The 15,258-nt window shown below is 63.0% G+C and carries 12 protein-coding genes; 2 read left to right on the top strand and 10 right to left on the bottom strand.

Annotation, left to right across the window (positions count from 1 at the left end):
- Positions 1-36 precede the first annotated feature (36 nt).
- A complete protein-coding gene (locus tag ACZZ0Q_RS03315) occupies positions 37-813 on the bottom strand; it encodes a ferredoxin--NADP reductase (RefSeq protein WP_463540087.1) in 777 nt (258 codons plus the stop codon).
- Between the two features lie 172 nt (positions 814-985).
- On the opposite strand from ACZZ0Q_RS03315, the gene ACZZ0Q_RS03310 reads away from it, so the two are divergent.
- Entirely contained in the window at positions 986-2,110 is a 1,125-nt protein-coding gene (locus ACZZ0Q_RS03310; RefSeq protein ID WP_463560275.1) for a methyltransferase, read from the top strand.
- Positions 2,111-2,311: 201 nt separating this feature from the next.
- On the opposite strand, the gene ACZZ0Q_RS03305 is transcribed toward ACZZ0Q_RS03310, so the two are convergent.
- The 6 genes from ACZZ0Q_RS03305 to ACZZ0Q_RS03280 form a co-directional block, all read right to left on the bottom strand.
- A complete protein-coding gene (locus tag ACZZ0Q_RS03305) occupies positions 2,312-4,723 on the bottom strand; it encodes a TonB-dependent siderophore receptor (protein WP_463540089.1) in 2,412 nt (803 codons plus the stop codon).
- Positions 4,724-4,876: 153 nt separating this feature from the next.
- Positions 4,877-5,842, bottom strand: coding sequence for a FecR family protein (locus tag ACZZ0Q_RS03300; RefSeq protein ID WP_463540090.1), 966 nt, complete (start codon positions 5,840-5,842; stop codon positions 4,877-4,879).
- Positions 5,839-6,345, bottom strand: a complete 507-nt coding sequence (locus ACZZ0Q_RS03295; protein ID WP_463540091.1) for an RNA polymerase sigma factor — start codon at positions 6,343-6,345, stop codon at positions 5,839-5,841. The genes ACZZ0Q_RS03300 and ACZZ0Q_RS03295 overlap by 4 nt, the downstream gene beginning before the upstream one ends.
- Before the next feature lie 157 nt (positions 6,346-6,502).
- On the bottom strand, positions 6,503-6,643 hold the full coding sequence (locus ACZZ0Q_RS03290; RefSeq protein ID WP_463383824.1) for a DUF2474 domain-containing protein: 141 nt from the start codon (positions 6,641-6,643) through the stop codon (positions 6,503-6,505).
- An 11-nt stretch (positions 6,644-6,654) separates the two neighbouring features.
- On the bottom strand, positions 6,655-7,665 hold the full coding sequence (gene cydB, locus ACZZ0Q_RS03285; RefSeq protein ID WP_122494628.1) for a cytochrome d ubiquinol oxidase subunit II: 1,011 nt from the start codon (positions 7,663-7,665) through the stop codon (positions 6,655-6,657).
- Positions 7,666-7,667: 2 nt separating this feature from the next.
- Positions 7,668-9,101 (bottom strand): cytochrome ubiquinol oxidase subunit I, encoded by a 1,434-nt coding sequence (locus tag ACZZ0Q_RS03280; protein WP_122494630.1) that lies wholly within the window; start codon positions 9,099-9,101, stop codon positions 7,668-7,670.
- Positions 9,102-10,008: 907 nt separating this feature from the next.
- On the opposite strand from ACZZ0Q_RS03280, the gene ACZZ0Q_RS03275 reads away from it, so the two are divergent.
- On the top strand, positions 10,009-11,262 hold the full coding sequence (locus tag ACZZ0Q_RS03275; RefSeq protein WP_463540092.1) for an MFS transporter: 1,254 nt from the start codon (positions 10,009-10,011) through the stop codon (positions 11,260-11,262).
- Here the strand turns inward: ACZZ0Q_RS03275 and ACZZ0Q_RS03270 are convergent.
- Genes ACZZ0Q_RS03270 through ACZZ0Q_RS03260 form a run of 3 tightly spaced genes read right to left on the bottom strand, consistent with a single transcriptional unit; the run spans position 11,240 to position 15,035 of the window.
- Positions 11,240-13,480, bottom strand: coding sequence for a xanthine dehydrogenase family protein molybdopterin-binding subunit (locus tag ACZZ0Q_RS03270; RefSeq protein WP_463540093.1), 2,241 nt, complete (start codon positions 13,478-13,480; stop codon positions 11,240-11,242). The genes ACZZ0Q_RS03275 and ACZZ0Q_RS03270 overlap by 23 nt on opposite strands.
- Positions 13,477-14,466, bottom strand: a complete 990-nt coding sequence (locus ACZZ0Q_RS03265; RefSeq protein ID WP_463540094.1) for an FAD binding domain-containing protein — start codon at positions 14,464-14,466, stop codon at positions 13,477-13,479. The genes ACZZ0Q_RS03270 and ACZZ0Q_RS03265 overlap by 4 nt, the downstream gene beginning before the upstream one ends.
- Positions 14,463-15,035: a (2Fe-2S)-binding protein gene (locus tag ACZZ0Q_RS03260; protein ID WP_463540095.1), complete on the bottom strand. Its 573-nt coding sequence runs from the start codon at positions 15,033-15,035 to the stop codon at positions 14,463-14,465. The genes ACZZ0Q_RS03265 and ACZZ0Q_RS03260 overlap by 4 nt, the downstream gene beginning before the upstream one ends.
- Positions 15,036-15,258: the final 223 nt, after the last annotated feature.

The following is a 15,258-nucleotide window of genomic DNA, read 5'->3' as shown; positions in this document are numbered from 1 at the left end:
TCGCCGTCCGGCCGCTCCCGCAATTGAACGCGACCTTTACCAGTAATTCTCCACCGCCACCGCGCCTGGCCGGCGGGTCAGGCTCAGCTGCATGTCGCGGGTTTTCAGCACGGCGCGGCAGTCGTCGATCATTTGCGGGTTGCCGCACAGCATCACCCGTGAATGCTCCGGCGTCAGTTCAAGCCCGGCCGCTTTTTCCAGTTCGCCATTGGCGATCAATCCGGTGACGCGGCCATGCAGCGCGCCGGGCACTGCTTCGCGGGTAACGATGGGCACGTAAACAAACTTGTCGGCGTATTCGGCCAGGTAATCGCGCTGCATCAGGCCGGCAATCATGTCCTGATAAGCCAACTCGCTTCTGCTGCGGGCGCTGTACACCAGCACCACGCGCTCGAAGCGCTGCCACACCTCGAAGTCTTGCAAAATCGACAAAAACGGCGCCAAGCCGGTGCCGGTGCCGATCAGCCACAAATCGCGGCCATCGACGAAACGGTCCAGGGTCAGATAGCCCACCGCCTGACGCTCCACCAGCAATTCGTCGCCAACCTGCAAGCGGCTCAGCTCGCTGGTGAATTCCCCGCCCGGCACCACGATGGAGAAGAATTCCAAGTGTTCGTCATGGGGCGCCGACAGCATTGAATAGGCACGCCACACCACGCTGCCGTCGGCCTTCTGCACGCCCAGGCGCGCGAACTGCCCGGCGCGGAAGCGAAAGCCGGCGTCGCGGGTGCAGCGCAGGCTGAACAGGGTTGGCGACCAGGGCCGCACGTCCAGCAAGGTTTCGCGGGTGAACTTGTCGTCGCTAGCGGTCATACGCACACATCCTTTCAAAGCCGATAGCCCAAGTGTCGCGCAAAGTGCGGCGCGGCAATACCTGCAAAGCATGGGGTTTTAGCCAGCCAAACGGCGCGCCCGGCTTACGCCACTTTGCAGCATCGAGCACATCCGCCATCATTGCCGCCCTTGCTCTTCAGCGGTTCGCACCATGCCTGTTTTCACCACGCCCTTCGCTTCTCTCGACCTGTTCCGCCAGCCGCCCCAGCGCGACGACCCGTTGCAGGCGTTCGACGCGGCGGACGAATACCTGCTCAACCATCTGGCCGAACAGGGTCTGGCGCCCGAGGCGCGCGTGCTGCTGCTCAACGACAGCTTTGGCGCATTGGCGGCGAGCCTGGCGGGCAAGGCGCAGATCATCAGCAGCGGCGACTCGCACCTGGGTGCGCTGGCGTTGCGCAATAACCTGGCGTGCAATGGCTTGGCGGCGGACAGCGTGCAGTTCGTGCCTGCCAGCCAAACTGTGCAAGGGCCGTTCGACTGGGTGCTGATGCGCATCCCCAAAACCCTGGCGCTGCTGGAAGAACAGCTGATTCGCCTGCACGGCCAACTCGCCCCCGGCGCCCAGGTGGTGGCGGCCGGCATGGTCAAGCACTTGCCACGCAGCGCTGGCGATTTGCTGGAGCAATACGTCGGTCCGGTGCAGGCCTCGCTGGCCGTGAAAAAAGCTCGCCTGCTGCTGGTGACGCCGACGCATAAAGCCCCGGTCGCATCGCCCTACCCCAGCCGTTATCTGCTCGATTCGCCGCGCCTGGAGCTGCTCAACCACGCCAACGTGTTCTGCCGCGAAGGCCTGGACATCGGCACCCGCGCCTTCCTTCCGCACCTGCCAAAAAACATCGGCAGCGCCCGCGTCGCTGACCTCGGCTGCGGCAACGGCGTGCTCGGCATCGCCTGCGCCCTGGCCAACCCTGATGCCCAGCTGACGCTGGTGGATGAGTCGTACATGGCCGTGCAATCAGCGGCCGAGAACTGGCAAGCGGCGCTGGGCGAGCGGGCGGTGACGATTCGTGCCGATGATGGGTTGGCCGAGCAGGAAGAGGATTCGCTGGATATCGTGCTGTGCAATCCGCCGTTTCATCAGCAGCAAGTGGTCGGTGATTTTCTCGCGTGGCGCATGTTTCAGCAGGCGCGCGCGGCGTTGGTGACGGGGGGCGAGTTGTGGATTGTGGGCAACCGGCACCTGGGGTATCACGCCAAGTTGAAGCGGCTGTTTCGAGGGGTTGAGCAGGTGGCGGCGAATCCGAAGTTTGTGGTGTTGAAGGGGGTTAAGTAGGTCGTAGGTTGGTTCCAAATGCCGGGACCGAGTTCGACGCAGCATTCTGGATTCCCGCCTTCGCGGGAATGACGGTGTTTACTTAAACACTTTCGTAAATCCGTATCCCGTCATTCCCGCGCAGGCGGCGGTCCGACGATTCGGAATCCAGAGTCGTCAGCCAAGCACCGCACCCGAGCCAAACCTCAACACCCTCCCCCCTCAAAAATCCACCGTAGCCGACACCTTCACCGTCCTCGGCGCGCCCTGCGTCAAGTACCCGCCATTGGCCGACTCCCAATAATCCTTATTCGCGACGTTTTCCATCCCGGCGCGCAAGGTGATATCGCGCTCATCCAGCTTGAAGGCATAACGCGCCCCCAAGTCGATGCGGGTCCAGGCGGGAATGCTCAGGTCGTTGGCCGAGTCGTAGTATTGCCCGCCGGTGCGCAGCAACAGGCCATTGACGGCCAGGCCTTGCACGCCCGGCACATCCCAGTCGGCGCTCAGGTTGTATTGGAAGTTGGGTACGCCCACGGCACGATTGCCGTCGTTCACGCCGCGCACGGTGCGTGCCGGGGTGCCGACGCTGGCCACCGTGCCGCGCAGTTCGGTGTCCACCCACGTACCGCCGGCCAACAGGCGTAAGCCCGGAAGCGGTTCGCCGAAAACGCTCACTTCAATGCCGCGGTTGCGCTGCTCGGCGTCTACGCTGGAGACGTTGTTGACGGTAACCAGCTGCGGCTGCTCGATGCGGTACACGCCAAAACTGGCGCCGAAGGTTTGCCAGTCAAGTTTCACGCCCGCTTCGATTTGCTTCGAACGATACGGCGGGAACATCTCACCACGGTTTCGCTCTGCCGTGCTCACCTGCCCCGGCGACAGTCCTTCGATGCGGTTGGCGTAGAACGACAGGTACTCCGTGGGCTTGATCACCAGACCGTATACGGGCGTGTTGATGCTCTGGTCGTAGTCCGAGCTGCGCACACCGGTGCGGGCGCTCCAGGCGCTGGTAACGATCTGCTGACGACGAATGCCAAGGGTGAACAACACGCGCTCGTCAAAGAACCCCAAGGTGTCGGAAATGGCGGCGCTGCGGGCGATTGAGGATCCGGTCTTGCGCGGGTCATGGATATCGCCGTTGATCGTGGCGCGTGGCACGGGGCTGTCAAACGGGTCGTACAGGTTGCCCGGCAAGCGGTTGCCGAGATCGGTGGACTCGTTGGCGCTGCGCCATTCGCGCCAGTTGCCGCTCAAGCCGAAATTGAGCTTATGGCTGACCGGCCCGGTGTCGAACGTGCCGCGCAAACCGCCAAGGGCGCTGCGGCTTTCTTCATCGCGCGGGGCGTAGAGGCGCCCGACTCGTCCGCTGCCATCCAGGCTACTGACGTACAGCGACGAGTACACGCCGTTCTCGCGGGTGTACTTGCCGCCAGCGGCGCCGTAGAGGGTCCAGGTGTCGTTGAGGTCGAATTCGACCGTGGCCATGCCGAAGGTGTCTTCCATTTGCGAATACGCCCAGGGCTGGGAGTAGTTGTGGTCGGCGTCTGGCACTCTCGGGGTTTTGCTTAGCGAGGCGGGCGTGAGGTAAACCACCGAGCGGCCTTCGTTGACGCGCTGCTTCTGGTAGCCAAAGTCGGTCGATACACGCAGGCGCTCGCCCCGGTAGTCCAGGCCAAACGCCACCAGGCTGAAGTGCTGATGCTCGTCGTCTACCGCCGTTTCGCCATCGCGTTTGGCCATGTTCACGCGCACGCCGAATTTATTGTCCTCGCCGAAACGCTGGCCCAGATCGAAGCTGCCACCGACGCGGTCGCTGCTGCTGTAATCGACCGTGGCGCTGCGCGTGGGCGTGTCTTCGGCGTGCTTGGAGACGATATTGATACCGCCGCCCACGCCGCTACCGCCGGGCGACACGCCGTTGAGAAAGGCGTTCGAGCCCTTGAACACTTCGACTCGTTCCACTGCTTCAGTGGAGATGATCTGGCGCGGCAGCACGCCATACAAACCGTTCAGCGAGATGTCGTCGGAATACAGCTGCAGGCCACGGATCACGAACACTTGCGAGAAGTTGCCGAAGCCATAGGACTGACGCACCGCCGGGTCGCTGTCCATCACCTCGCCCAGGCTTTGGGCCTGGCGGTTTTCGATCAGTTGGCTGGTGTAACTCGACACGCTGAAGGGCACGTCTTGCATGTCTTGGTTGCCCAGCACACCGACGCGCGCGCCACGGGCCACGTCGCCGCCGGCGTAGGTTTCCGGCAGGTCGCGACGGCCATCGGCCACGCTGTTGACGTTGGTTACGTCCAGCTCGACCGCGCCGGTATCTGCCGGAATCGGCTGCACGTTCACGGTGCCGTCGGCGTCGATGCGGTAAGTCAGGCCAGAACCTTGCAGCAAGCGCTGCAGACCGTCTGCCACCGAGTAATCACCCTGTAGCGCCGGCGCCTGCTGGCTGCGCGTGAGGCCGGCGTCGTAGAGTAGGCGCACGTTGGCCTGTTCAGCGAAATCGGTCAGCGCCGCTTCCAGGCTTTGCGCCGGCACGTTCAGTTCGACGGCCGACGCCGCCAGGCTGGCGCAGGCCAACGGAATGGCCAGGAAAGAGTGAAAAACGCGCGGTGGCTTGCGGCCCATGGTGATGTCCTGTTCTGCCGGGTCTGTTGCTTCCGTTCTCTTTTGCGAGAACTTCGCATTTGCAAAAACAGAAGACGTAAGCGCGCAAGCTTTCTGAACCGACGCCGCACATTTTTTTCGATTATTTTCCGCGCCGCCTTCCAGACCGCGAATTTACTGGGCCGCCGGCTCGCGTGAAGACACCAGCAACAGCCCCGGCAGACGCGTGAGGCGCACCGGTAGAGTGCTTTCAATGGCACGCAGCAGCGCGTTCGGGTCGGCGCTGGCAAATACCCCGGTCACTTGCAGGCGCCGCGCCGCGTCGTCCAGAAACAGCACGCGCTCACCCTGCACCCGTTGCAGTTGGGCGAACACCTCCACCAGCGGCTGCGAACGGAACACCAGACGCCCGCGCTGCCAGGCCAGACGTTGTGCTTCGTCCAGCGGTTCGAGGGTTTGCAGTGCGCCGTTGCGCCAGGCGATCTGCTGGTGCGCGTTCACAAACTGCGCGGGTTGGTTGCCGTCGCTGACGTGCACCTGGCCCTGACTGACGGCCAGTTGAACCTGCTGGTCGCCGCTGTAGTGGACGTCGAACCGGGTGCCGGTGACGCGAATCTGCGCCGGGCCGGCGAGCACGAAGAACGGCTGGGTGGCGTCGTGAGCGACCTGAAAATCCGCTTCGCCGCGATACAACTTCACCTCGCGGCGGCCTTCGCTGACCGACCAATCCAGCGCCGTGTCACCGTTGAGCGTGAGCACCGACCCATCGCTCAAGCGCACCTCGCGCACCTCGCCGGGCTGGGTGTGGTAATCGGCGTACAGGCCGACCCAGGTGCCTTGCGGCAGCCACACCGCCAGCAGCAACGCGGCGGCTGCGGCCAGCGGCAAACCCCAGCGCGCCGCGCGATGGGCCCGCTTCACCTTGACCACGTTCGCGGCCGGCGCCGGCCGCGACACTTCGCCGAGCAGCGACCACAGACGTTCCACCTGCTGCATAGCCTCGGCGTTCTGCGGCGACGCCGCCCGCCAGGCATCAAGCCGTGCATGGTCCGCCGCCGTCGCGCGCCCGGAATGCAGCAGCACCTGCCATTCGCGCGCTTGCGCCAAGGGCAGGTCGGTCGCGGGTTGGGTGTGCGTCATTGGCCGGCGTCCATGTGCTGCTGACAGGTTTCGAGGGCCTTGAGGATATAGCGTCCGGCCATGCTTTCCGAGACACCGAGGCGCTCGCCGATTTCACGCTGGGTCAGGCCGTCGAGCCGATTCCACAGCAGCGCCTGGCGCAAATGCTCGGGCAAACCGTCGAGCACGTTCTGCAAACGGCTCACACCTTGCGCGCCGCTGGCGATGCGCTCGGGACCGGGCAGCTCGGATTCCAGCTGATCGTCCATGGCTTCTTGGGTAGGGCGAGCTTCCTGCTGACGGTGGTGGTCAATGATCAGATTGCGCGCGATGCGGTACAAAAACGCCCGCAAGTTGCCGATTTCCTCCGTCGGTTCCCGGCGGCTGAAACGCAACCACGCTTCCTGGCGCAAATCGGCCGCCAACTCGGCGCACTTCAACTGCCGCTGGAAAAAACGCAGCAGCTCGCCGGCATGGCGCTGGAACGGATCATCCGCAGAGTGAGGGTCGAGAGGCGAAGGCACGGCGGCGTCCGGCTGAAACGAGGGAAGCGCAACATACCTTTGTTGAGAATTGATTTCAAATGCGAGTGATGGCGAGGAGGCGGGGCGGCGCTGGAGATCAAACGCTCGAGGCTGAAGCCTCTCCTACAGGGGTGCGTTGTTAAACGCCCGCCTCGGCCTACGGCGTACTCATGCCCGCGGCCTGCATAAACAGGCGCAGCAAATACGACACCACGCCCAGGGCCAGCACGCTGGCGGTCCAGATGAGGACCAGCCAGCCGAGGCGTTTCCAGAAGGGTTGTTTGTCGCTCGTTTCCATCGCCGCGCCCCCTAGTGATAGCCCTGATCCGGTGTCACCTTGCCGCGGAATACGTAGTAGCTCCAGGCGGTGTACATCAGGATGAACGGGATGATGAATAGCGCGCCGACCAGAATGAAGCCCTGGCTCGACGGCGGCGACGCGGCCTGCCAGATGCTTACCGACGGCGGAATGATGTTTGGCCATAAGCTGATGCCCAAACCGCTGTAGCCCAGGAAAATCAGCACCAGCGTCAGCAGGAACGGCACATAGTTGCGGTTGCGCTCCACGGCGCGCAGCAGGGCGACGAAGGTCACCAGCACCAGCACCGGAACCGGCAGGAAATAGAACAGGTTTGGCAGGCTGAACCAGCGTTCGGCGATTTCGCTATGGGCCAATGGCGTCCACAAGCTGACCACGCCGGTCACGCCCAGCAGCACGAATGCCAGGGGCCGCGCCATGTCGTGCATCTGCTTTTGCAAACGGCCTTCGGTTTTCATGATCAGCCAAGTGCAGCCCAGCAGCGCGTAGGCGGCAATCAACGCCACGCCGCAGAACAACGGGAACGGCGCCAACCAATCCAGCGAGCCGCCGGCATAGGTGCGGTTAACCACGGGCAAGCCGTCGATATACGCCCCCAGCGCCACGCCCTGAAAGAACGTGGCGGTCAGCGAGCCACCGATAAAGGCTTTGTCCCACAGATGGCGCTTGTGCTCTTTGGCTTTGAAGCGGAACTCGAACGCCACGCCGCGAAAGATCAGGCCCAGCAGCATAAAAATCAGCGGCAAATACAAGGCGCTGAGCACCACCGAATACGCCAGCGGAAAGGCCCCGAACAGACCCGCGCCGCCCAGCACCAGCCAGGTCTCGTTACCGTCCCAGACCGGCGCCACGGTGTTCATCATGATGTCCCGTTCGCCGTCGTCTTTCACAAACGGGAAGAGGATGCCGATGCCCAGGTCGAAGCCGTCCATGACCACGTACATCATGATGCCGAAGACGATAATTACCGCCCAGATCAACGAAAGATCGATACCGCCCATACTCAGTTACCTCTGCCCAGGTTCTGGTCAGTTTCCAGGCCTTCACCCGGCGCCGACAACGGCCGCGCCGGTGTCCGTTTGGTCCCCGGTCCGCCTTCGCGTGGCTCGCGGCCTTCGTCGGTGATCGGGCCTTTGCGCACCAGGCGCATCATGTAGCCAAACCCCGCGCCAAACAGGGCGAAGTACACCACCACGAAAAGAATCAGGGTCAGGCTCATTTGCGCGAAGCTGTGGTTGGACGACGCATCGGCCGTGCGCATCAGGCCGTACACCACCCACGGCTGGCGGCCGACCTCTGTGGTAAACCAGCCGGCCAGAATGGCAATGACGCCGGACGGCCCCATCCACAAGGCCAGGTACAGAAACGGCTTGGACTCATACAGCCGACCGCGAAACCGCAACCAAAGGCTCCACACGCCGGTCAGCAACATCAGCAAGCCGAGCGCGACCATGATGCGGAACGTCCAGAACACGATGGTGGAATTGGGCCGGTCTTCAGCCTTGAACTCCTTCAGCGCCGGCACTTGTTTGTCCAGGCTGTGGGTCAGAATCAGGCTGCCCATGTACGGAATTTCGACGGCGAAACGGGTTTTCTCCGCCTTCATGTCGGGCCAGCCAAACAGGATCAACGGCGTCGGTTCGTTGCCGACGTTTTCCCAGTGGCCTTCGATGGCGGCGATTTTCGCCGGCTGGTGTTTAAGCGTGTTCAGGCCATGGAAATCGCCGACCACCATTTGAATCGGCGCCACGATCAGCGCCATCCACATGGCCATCGACAACATACGGCGAATCGCCGGGTTACCGCGCCCGCGCAGCAAATGCCAGGCCGCCGACGAGCCGACAAAAAACGCCGTGGCCAGGAAGGCGGCGATGGACATATGAATCAGGCGGTACGGGAACGACGGGTTGAAAATCACCGCGAACCAGTCCAGCGGCACCACGCGTCCGTCAACAATGTCGAAGCCTTGCGGGGTGTGCATCCAGCTGTTGGACGCGAGAATCCAGAAAGTAGAAATCAACGTACCGATGGCCACCATCACGGTGGAGAAAAAGTGCAAACCAGGGCCTACGCGGTTCCAGCCAAACAGCATCACGCCGAGGAAACCGGCTTCGAGGAAGAACGCCGTGAGCACCTCGTAGGTGAGCAGCGGCCCGGTGATGGCGCCGGCGAAATCGGAAAAACCGCTCCAGTTGGTGCCGAACTGATAGGCCATCACCAGGCCCGAGACCACGCCCATACCGAAGTTAACGGCGAAGATTTTCGACCAGAAGTGGTAGAGGTCGCGGTAGGTTTCGTCGCGGGTCTTCAGCCACAGGCCTTCGAGCACAGCCAGGTAGCTGGCCAGGCCAATGGTGATGGCGGGGAAGATGATGTGAAAGGAAATGGTGAACGCGAACTGCATTCGGGCCAGATCCAGCGCCTCTAAGCCAAACATGGATATTCCTCGTCAGAAATCAGTTATCGCGCGTTCGTGGGGGCTTCTCGTTAGCCCTGAAAATTTGCGATCGGTTCAGGAAATTATTGTTAGGGCGGCGTGTTACGGGATGGGCGGTTTGGCCCTACACGCCATGGTTGATGGCGTGTTGATGTGAGTCAAAGCCTAACGCTTTTGGGGGTTGAGGGCTGATGTGGTGGATTGTCGCGCGAAGGTTTTCCGGCGTTTAGACGACACCGAAACGTCCGCTAGGCGAATACCTTTACGCAGATCCTTCGCCATACCTCCGTCATCCTCGCGAACGCGGCGGTCCGACGATTCGGGATCCAGAGTCTCAAGCCTCGCACGGTAGATGTGCAGAGGTATTTCATTACCGCGTGTACTGAACGTTTTGTTTCGCGCCTTACGCGCGACCCGCTTTTCCAGTCGCCGAAAATCGGGGCAAAAGGCTTGCCCCTACCTTGGCCTTCCGCTGCGCTCCAGGTTCCCTCGCTCCGCCGCCGCTCCGGGGGCCGTCACAACGGGCCATCCATGGCCCGATGTTCCTTTCGCGGCTCCCGGCCGCTCAACCCCCTACACGTCGACTCCACTCGGCCTGCGATGAATGGGGCGGGTAGATCAAAAGCGGTGGATCAAAAGCAGCAGATCAACAGCATCGCGGCTAAAGCGGATCGCCGCCCGGCCGCTCCTACAGTGACAGTGGAATCTGTGGGAGCGGCTTTAGCCGCGATTCCTGGAAACGGCGATGTTGAACTCCCCTCGCCCGCTCGCGGGAGAGGGGCTGGGGGAGAGGGCTGTTGCTTCACCGATGCAAAAAAAACCGGGCGATCACTGGCCGCTTCCGAGCCGTGGCGCCCCCCCGCCATGCTAGCCTCTGCCCTCCCCGCCCCAACTCCCCAGATGAACTATGTCCACCACCACGCCCCAGCTCCTGCGTCATCAGGTTCCGTTTCTCAAGTTCTGGCTCGCCCGCGTGTGCACGGCCAGCGGTTTTCAGATGCTGACGGTGGCGATCGGTTGGCATATGTATCAGCTCACCGGCAGCGTGATGGACTTGGGCTGGGTCGGCTTGGTGGAGTTCTTACCGCGCGTGCTGTTTATGTTGCACACCGGCCACGTGGCGGACCGCTATGACCGGCGCAAGGTGGCGGCGTTTTGTCAGGGTTGTCAGGCGGTGATTGCCTTGGCTTTGGTGCTCGGCAGCACCAGCGGCGATGTCACGCGCGAGATGATTTTTGTGTTGGCTTTCCTGCTCGGCAGTACCCGTGCCTTTGAGATGCCGGCCACCCAAGCGTTGTTGCCAAGCCTGGTGCCGGCGGCGTTGTTTCCGGCGGCCATTGCGGCGTCTTCGTCGGCGATTCAAACGGCCACTATCGTCGCCCCGGCGCTGGGTGGTTTCTTGTATGCGTTTGGCAGCATCTGGGTGTATGCGCCCACCACGGCCCTGTATGTGTTGGCGTGCGGGCTGATGCTGAGCTTGCCGAAGAACCAGGCCAAGCTCAGTCAAGAGCGGCCGTCGGTGCATTCGCTGTTGGCGGGCATCCGTTTTATTCGCAGTCGCCCGGATATTTTCGGCGCCATTTCCCTGGACCTGTTCGCGGTGCTGCTGGGCGGTGCCACGGCGTTGTTGCCGGTGTTTGCTAAGGACATTCTGCTCACCGGCCCGTGGGGGCTGGGCATGTTGCGTTCGGCGCCAGCGGTGGGTGCGCTGTTGATGGCGTTCTGGATTGCGCGCTTTCCGATCAAGCGCAAGGTGGGCCGCGTGATGTTTATTGCGGTCGGCGTGTTTGGCGTGGCGACCATCGCCTTTGGATTGTCGACCTCGTTGTGGTTCTCGCTGCTGGTGCTGGTGATTCTCGGCGCGGCCGACATGATCAGCATGGTCATTCGCGGCGCCTTCGTGCAGCTGGAAACACCCGATGCCATGCGCGGCCGCGTCAGTGCGGTGAATGGCTTGTTTATCGGCGCGTCCAATCAGCTCGGCGAGTTCGAGTCCGGCCTCACCGCCCACTGGTTTGGCACGGTGAACGCGGTAGTCATGGGCGGGGTCGGCACGCTGTTGATTACCGGCGCCTGGTACAAGCTGTTCCCGACCCTGGCCAACCGCGAAACCCTCAGCGCGCCGGAACCCGCCGCGCCTACAACACCTTCTCCACCGTAATCGGGAACTCCCGAATGCGTTTGCCGGTGGCGTGATACACGGCGTTGGCGATCGCCGCGCCGACGCCCACCAGGCCAATCTCTCCGACGCCTTTCGAGCCCAGGGCATTGACGATGGTGTCGGGCTCGTCGACAAAAATCACATCGATATCGCCCATGTCGGCATGCACCGGCACGTGGTATTCGGCCAGGTTGTGGTTCATGTAGCGGCCCAGGTTGTGGTCGATTTGCGTCTCTTCCTGCAGGGCCATGCCGATGCCCCACACCACGCCGCCGAGAATCTGGCTGCGGGCGGTTTTCGGATTCACCACGCGCCCGGCGGCAATGGCGCTGACCACACGGCTGACGCGCACTTTGCCCAGTGCTTCATCGACGCGCACTTCCACGAACACCGCCGAATGGGTAGCGGTGGCGTAAGGGTCGCGTTTCTCTTGGTCCGGTTCAGCGTCGACATGGGCCTCGATATGCCCGCTGCCACTGCCGCGAACGATTTCGCCCAAGGCCACCTGCTTGCTCGGGTCTGCTTTCAGACGCAATGCGCCGTCAACGAATTCAACCTGCTCGCGAGTGGCCTCGGCGAACGGCGAATCATCGAGCTGTTGCGCCGCTTCCAGCAGTTCCTTTTGCAAGGCGCTACAGGCTTGCTGCACAGCGCTGCCGACCGAGGAGATGGTGAACGAGCCGCCTTGCAGCGGCGACGTCGGCAGGCTGGAGTCGCCGATCAGCACCGCCACGTCATCGGTGTCCAGTCCCATGGCCGCCGCTGCAATTTGCGTGAGCGCGGTGTAGGTGCCGGTGCCGATGTCGGTCACGGCGCTGCTGACGTGCAGCCGTCCGTAAACGTCGAGCACCACGCGAGCGCTGGCTTTCTGTTGCATGGCTTCCCAGACGCCAGTGGCCACGCCCCAGCCCAGCAGGTCGTTGCCGTCGCGCATGCTGCGCGGTTCGGGCGAGCGTTTGGCCCAGCCAAACCGTTCGGCCCCTTCGCTGTAGCACTCACGCAGGGCCTTGCTTGAGTAGGGTTTGTCTTCGTTCTGGTTGCGGTCGCTGTAATTTTCGATACGCAACTTCAGCGGACAGACGTTGGCGGCGTACGCCAACTCGTCGATAGCGCATTCCAATGCCAACACGCCCGTGGCGGCGCCCGGCGCGCGCATGTCTAAGGGCGTGTACACATTCAGCGGCACCAAGTGGTAGTCGAGCGCCACGTTATCGCAGTGATAAAGCATGCCGGACCACTCGACCAGGTGCTCGGTGAAGTCCTCAAAACTGGCGGTTTGCGCGATGGCTTCATGGCGAATGGCTTGCAACTTGCCGCTGGCATCGGCGCCCAGACTCAGGCGCTGGATGGTGCGCGGCCGGTAGCCAAAGGTGAACATTTGCTGGCGAGTGAGTGCCACGCGCACTGAGCGCTTGAGCTTCAGCGCGGCCATCACGGCCAAGGTCAATTGGTATTGCGGACGCAGACCGGAACCAAAGGCGCCGCCCACGTAATGCGCTACCACCCGCACGCTGCCCGGCTCCAGGCCGAACACTTGCTCGACAAAGGTGCGGCAGTTTTGCGTGCCCTGGGTTTTGTCGTAAATCAGCAGGCCACCATCGGGCTGCACCACCACGGTGGAGGCGTGAGGCTCCATGGGGTTGTGGTGCTCGATCGGCGTCTCGTATTCCACGTCGACGCGGGCGGTGGAGCGCGCCAGCGCCGCGTCGACATCGCCGCGCGGTTCGGGCAACTCGGCGGGGGCTTTGTGACTGTTGCCCAACTGCTCGCGCAGATCGGTGTGATGGGGCTCGCTGCGGTATTCAACGTGCACCTGGGCGGCAGCCATGCGCGCCTGTTCCAGCGTTTTCGCCACCACCAGCGCCACCGGCTGGCCGCTGTAGAGAATGCGGTCGTTATAGAACGGACGAAACGGTGAACCATCGCCCGCGTCGGCGTCCATATACGCCTCGTCGTAGCTAGCAAGCTCCGGCCGATTCAGGTGGCTGAGCACCAGCAACACGCCCGGCAATGCCAGGGCGGCGCGGGCATCGATATCGACGATTCGGCCATGGGCGATGGGGCTGGAAACGACCCAGCCGTAGGTCAGCTCGGCCGTGTGGAAATCCGCTGCATAACGCGCTTCGCCGGTCACTTTGGCGTAGCCGTCGACGCGATCCAGCGGCACGCCCATGGGCGCTTCCAGCGGCGTGTGAAGGGCGGTGACGGTGGCGCTCATGCGGCCTCCCCTGCTTTCGCGGCATCGTTGAGGGCACGCACCACAGCCTGGCGCGCCAGTTCAATTTTGAAGGTATTGCGGCCCAGGCCATTGGCACCGTCGAGGAGCAAATCGGCAGCCAAACGGAAGTTCGCCGGGGTCGCCGGTTTGCCCACCAGCGCCGCTTCGGCGTCCGGGTTGCGCCACGGTTTGTGCGCCACGCCACCCAGGGCAATACGCGCCTCCCGAATCACATGGCCGTCGATATCCAGCGCCGCCGCCACCGATACCAAGGCAAAGGCATACGACTCACGGTCGCGCACTTTCAGGTAATGGCTGTGGGCGGCGAAACCAGCCGCGGGCAGTTCGATGGCGGTAATCAGCTCGTCCTGCGCCAGCACGTTGTCGCGCTGCGGCTCATCGCCCGGCAGGCGATGAAAATCCGCAAAGGCAATCACCCGCGCGCCTTGCGGCCCGGCTACGTGCACCTTGGCCTGCAAGGCGGCGAGGGCCACGCACATGTCCGAAGGATGGGTCGCCACGCAGTGTTCACTGGCGCCAAGAATGGCGTGATTACGGTTCAAGCCCTTGAGCGCGCTGCAACCGGAACCCGGCTCGCGCTTATTGCATGGCGTGGCCGTGTCGTAGAAATACAGGCAGCGCGTGCGTTGCAGCAGGTTGCCGCCGGTGGTGGCCATGTTGCGCAGCTGCGGTGAAGCGCCGGCCAGAATCGCCTGCGCCAGCAACGGGTAATCGCGCTCCACGCGAGGGTGCCAGGCGAGGTCGCTGTTGCTGACCAAGGCGCCAATGAGCAAGCCGCCGTCCACCGTATCGGTGACTTCGTGCAGCGGCAGGCCGGTGATATCGATCAAGCGTTGCGGACGCTCGACGTTCTCTTTCATCAAATCGAGCAGGTTGGTGCCACCGGCAATGAAGCGCGCGTGCGGCCCGGCCAAGCGCAGAGCTTCATCCAGCGCCGTGGGCCGGGCATAGGCGAAGGGACTCATGCCGCGTCCCCCTTCTTGACCAGCGCCGGCGCGCTGGCTTCCAGCCCGCCGCGACAAGCCGGCAGCGCCTCTTCAATGGCCGCCAGAATGTTGTTGTAGGCCCCGCAACGGCAGAGATTGCCGCTCATTTGCTCGCGAATTTCGTCGGTGCTGTGGGCGCGGTTTTCTCCGGCCATCGCCAACGCCGAGCAAATTTGCCCGGGCGTGCAGTAACCGCACTGAAAGGCGTCGTGCTTGATAAACGCGCGCTGCAGCGGATGCAGCTCCTCGCCATTGGCCACGCCTTCGATAGTCGTCAGCTCGGCGCCGTCGTGCATCACCGCCAACGTCAGGCAGCTGTTGATGCGCTTGCCATCGAGCAACACCGTGCACGCGCCACATTGCCCGTGGTCGCAGCCCTTCTTGGTGCCGGTGAGTTGCAGTTGCTCACGCAGCATGTCCAACAGCGTGGTCCAGGCCTGCAACTGAACCCGGCGTTGTTCGCCATTGATGTTGAAACGCAGGGTGTGCAGCGCGAACAGATCGTCGCGCTCATGTTCCAGGCCTTCGCTAGTCAGAGTCGTACTCATAGAAGCCTCACGGTAATCAGCGGGCCGCGCATGGGCGGCGGCGCAGTTGGCTGCGTCTATGGGTTACGACTGAGCGAAAAACTGATGTGTTCAGCTTTTTTCCCCAACCGCTTGGCGGGCGACCATTCATCGCGTCAAAAAGCAAAACGCCATCCCGCCTTCAGGCCCCGTCATTGCTCGCATCATGGCGTTTCGCTTTTGCCCGAACGAAGCCGCAGGCGCG

The organism is Pseudomonas sp. AC070 (assembly GCF_979258635.1).
The sequence above is the reverse complement of the archived record's forward strand: the minus strand, read 5'-3'. Positions and strand labels throughout refer to the sequence as shown.

Coding starts and splice junctions, on each gene's coding strand:
- ACZZ0Q_RS03315 (WP_463540087.1), bottom strand. CDS start 813: ATGACCGCTAGCGACGACAAGTTCACCCGCGAAACCTTGCTGGACGTG.
- ACZZ0Q_RS03310 (WP_463560275.1), top strand. CDS start 986: ATGCCTGTTTTCACCACGCCCTTCGCTTCTCTCGACCTGTTCCGCCAG.
- ACZZ0Q_RS03305 (WP_463540089.1), bottom strand. CDS start 4,723: ATGGGCCGCAAGCCACCGCGCGTTTTTCACTCTTTCCTGGCCATTCCG.
- ACZZ0Q_RS03300 (WP_463540090.1), bottom strand. CDS start 5,842: ATGACGCACACCCAACCCGCGACCGACCTGCCCTTGGCGCAAGCGCGC.
- ACZZ0Q_RS03290 (WP_463383824.1), bottom strand. CDS start 6,643: ATGGAAACGAGCGACAAACAACCCTTCTGGAAACGCCTCGGCTGGCTG.
- cydB (WP_122494628.1), bottom strand. CDS start 7,665: ATGGGCGGTATCGATCTTTCGTTGATCTGGGCGGTAATTATCGTCTTC.
- ACZZ0Q_RS03280 (WP_122494630.1), bottom strand. CDS start 9,101: ATGTTTGGCTTAGAGGCGCTGGATCTGGCCCGAATGCAGTTCGCGTTC.
- ACZZ0Q_RS03275 (WP_463540092.1), top strand. CDS start 10,009: ATGTCCACCACCACGCCCCAGCTCCTGCGTCATCAGGTTCCGTTTCTC.
- ACZZ0Q_RS03270 (WP_463540093.1), bottom strand. CDS start 13,480: ATGAGCGCCACCGTCACCGCCCTTCACACGCCGCTGGAAGCGCCCATG.
- ACZZ0Q_RS03265 (WP_463540094.1), bottom strand. CDS start 14,466: ATGAGTCCCTTCGCCTATGCCCGGCCCACGGCGCTGGATGAAGCTCTG.
- ACZZ0Q_RS03260 (WP_463540095.1), bottom strand. CDS start 15,035: ATGAGTACGACTCTGACTAGCGAAGGCCTGGAACATGAGCGCGACGAT.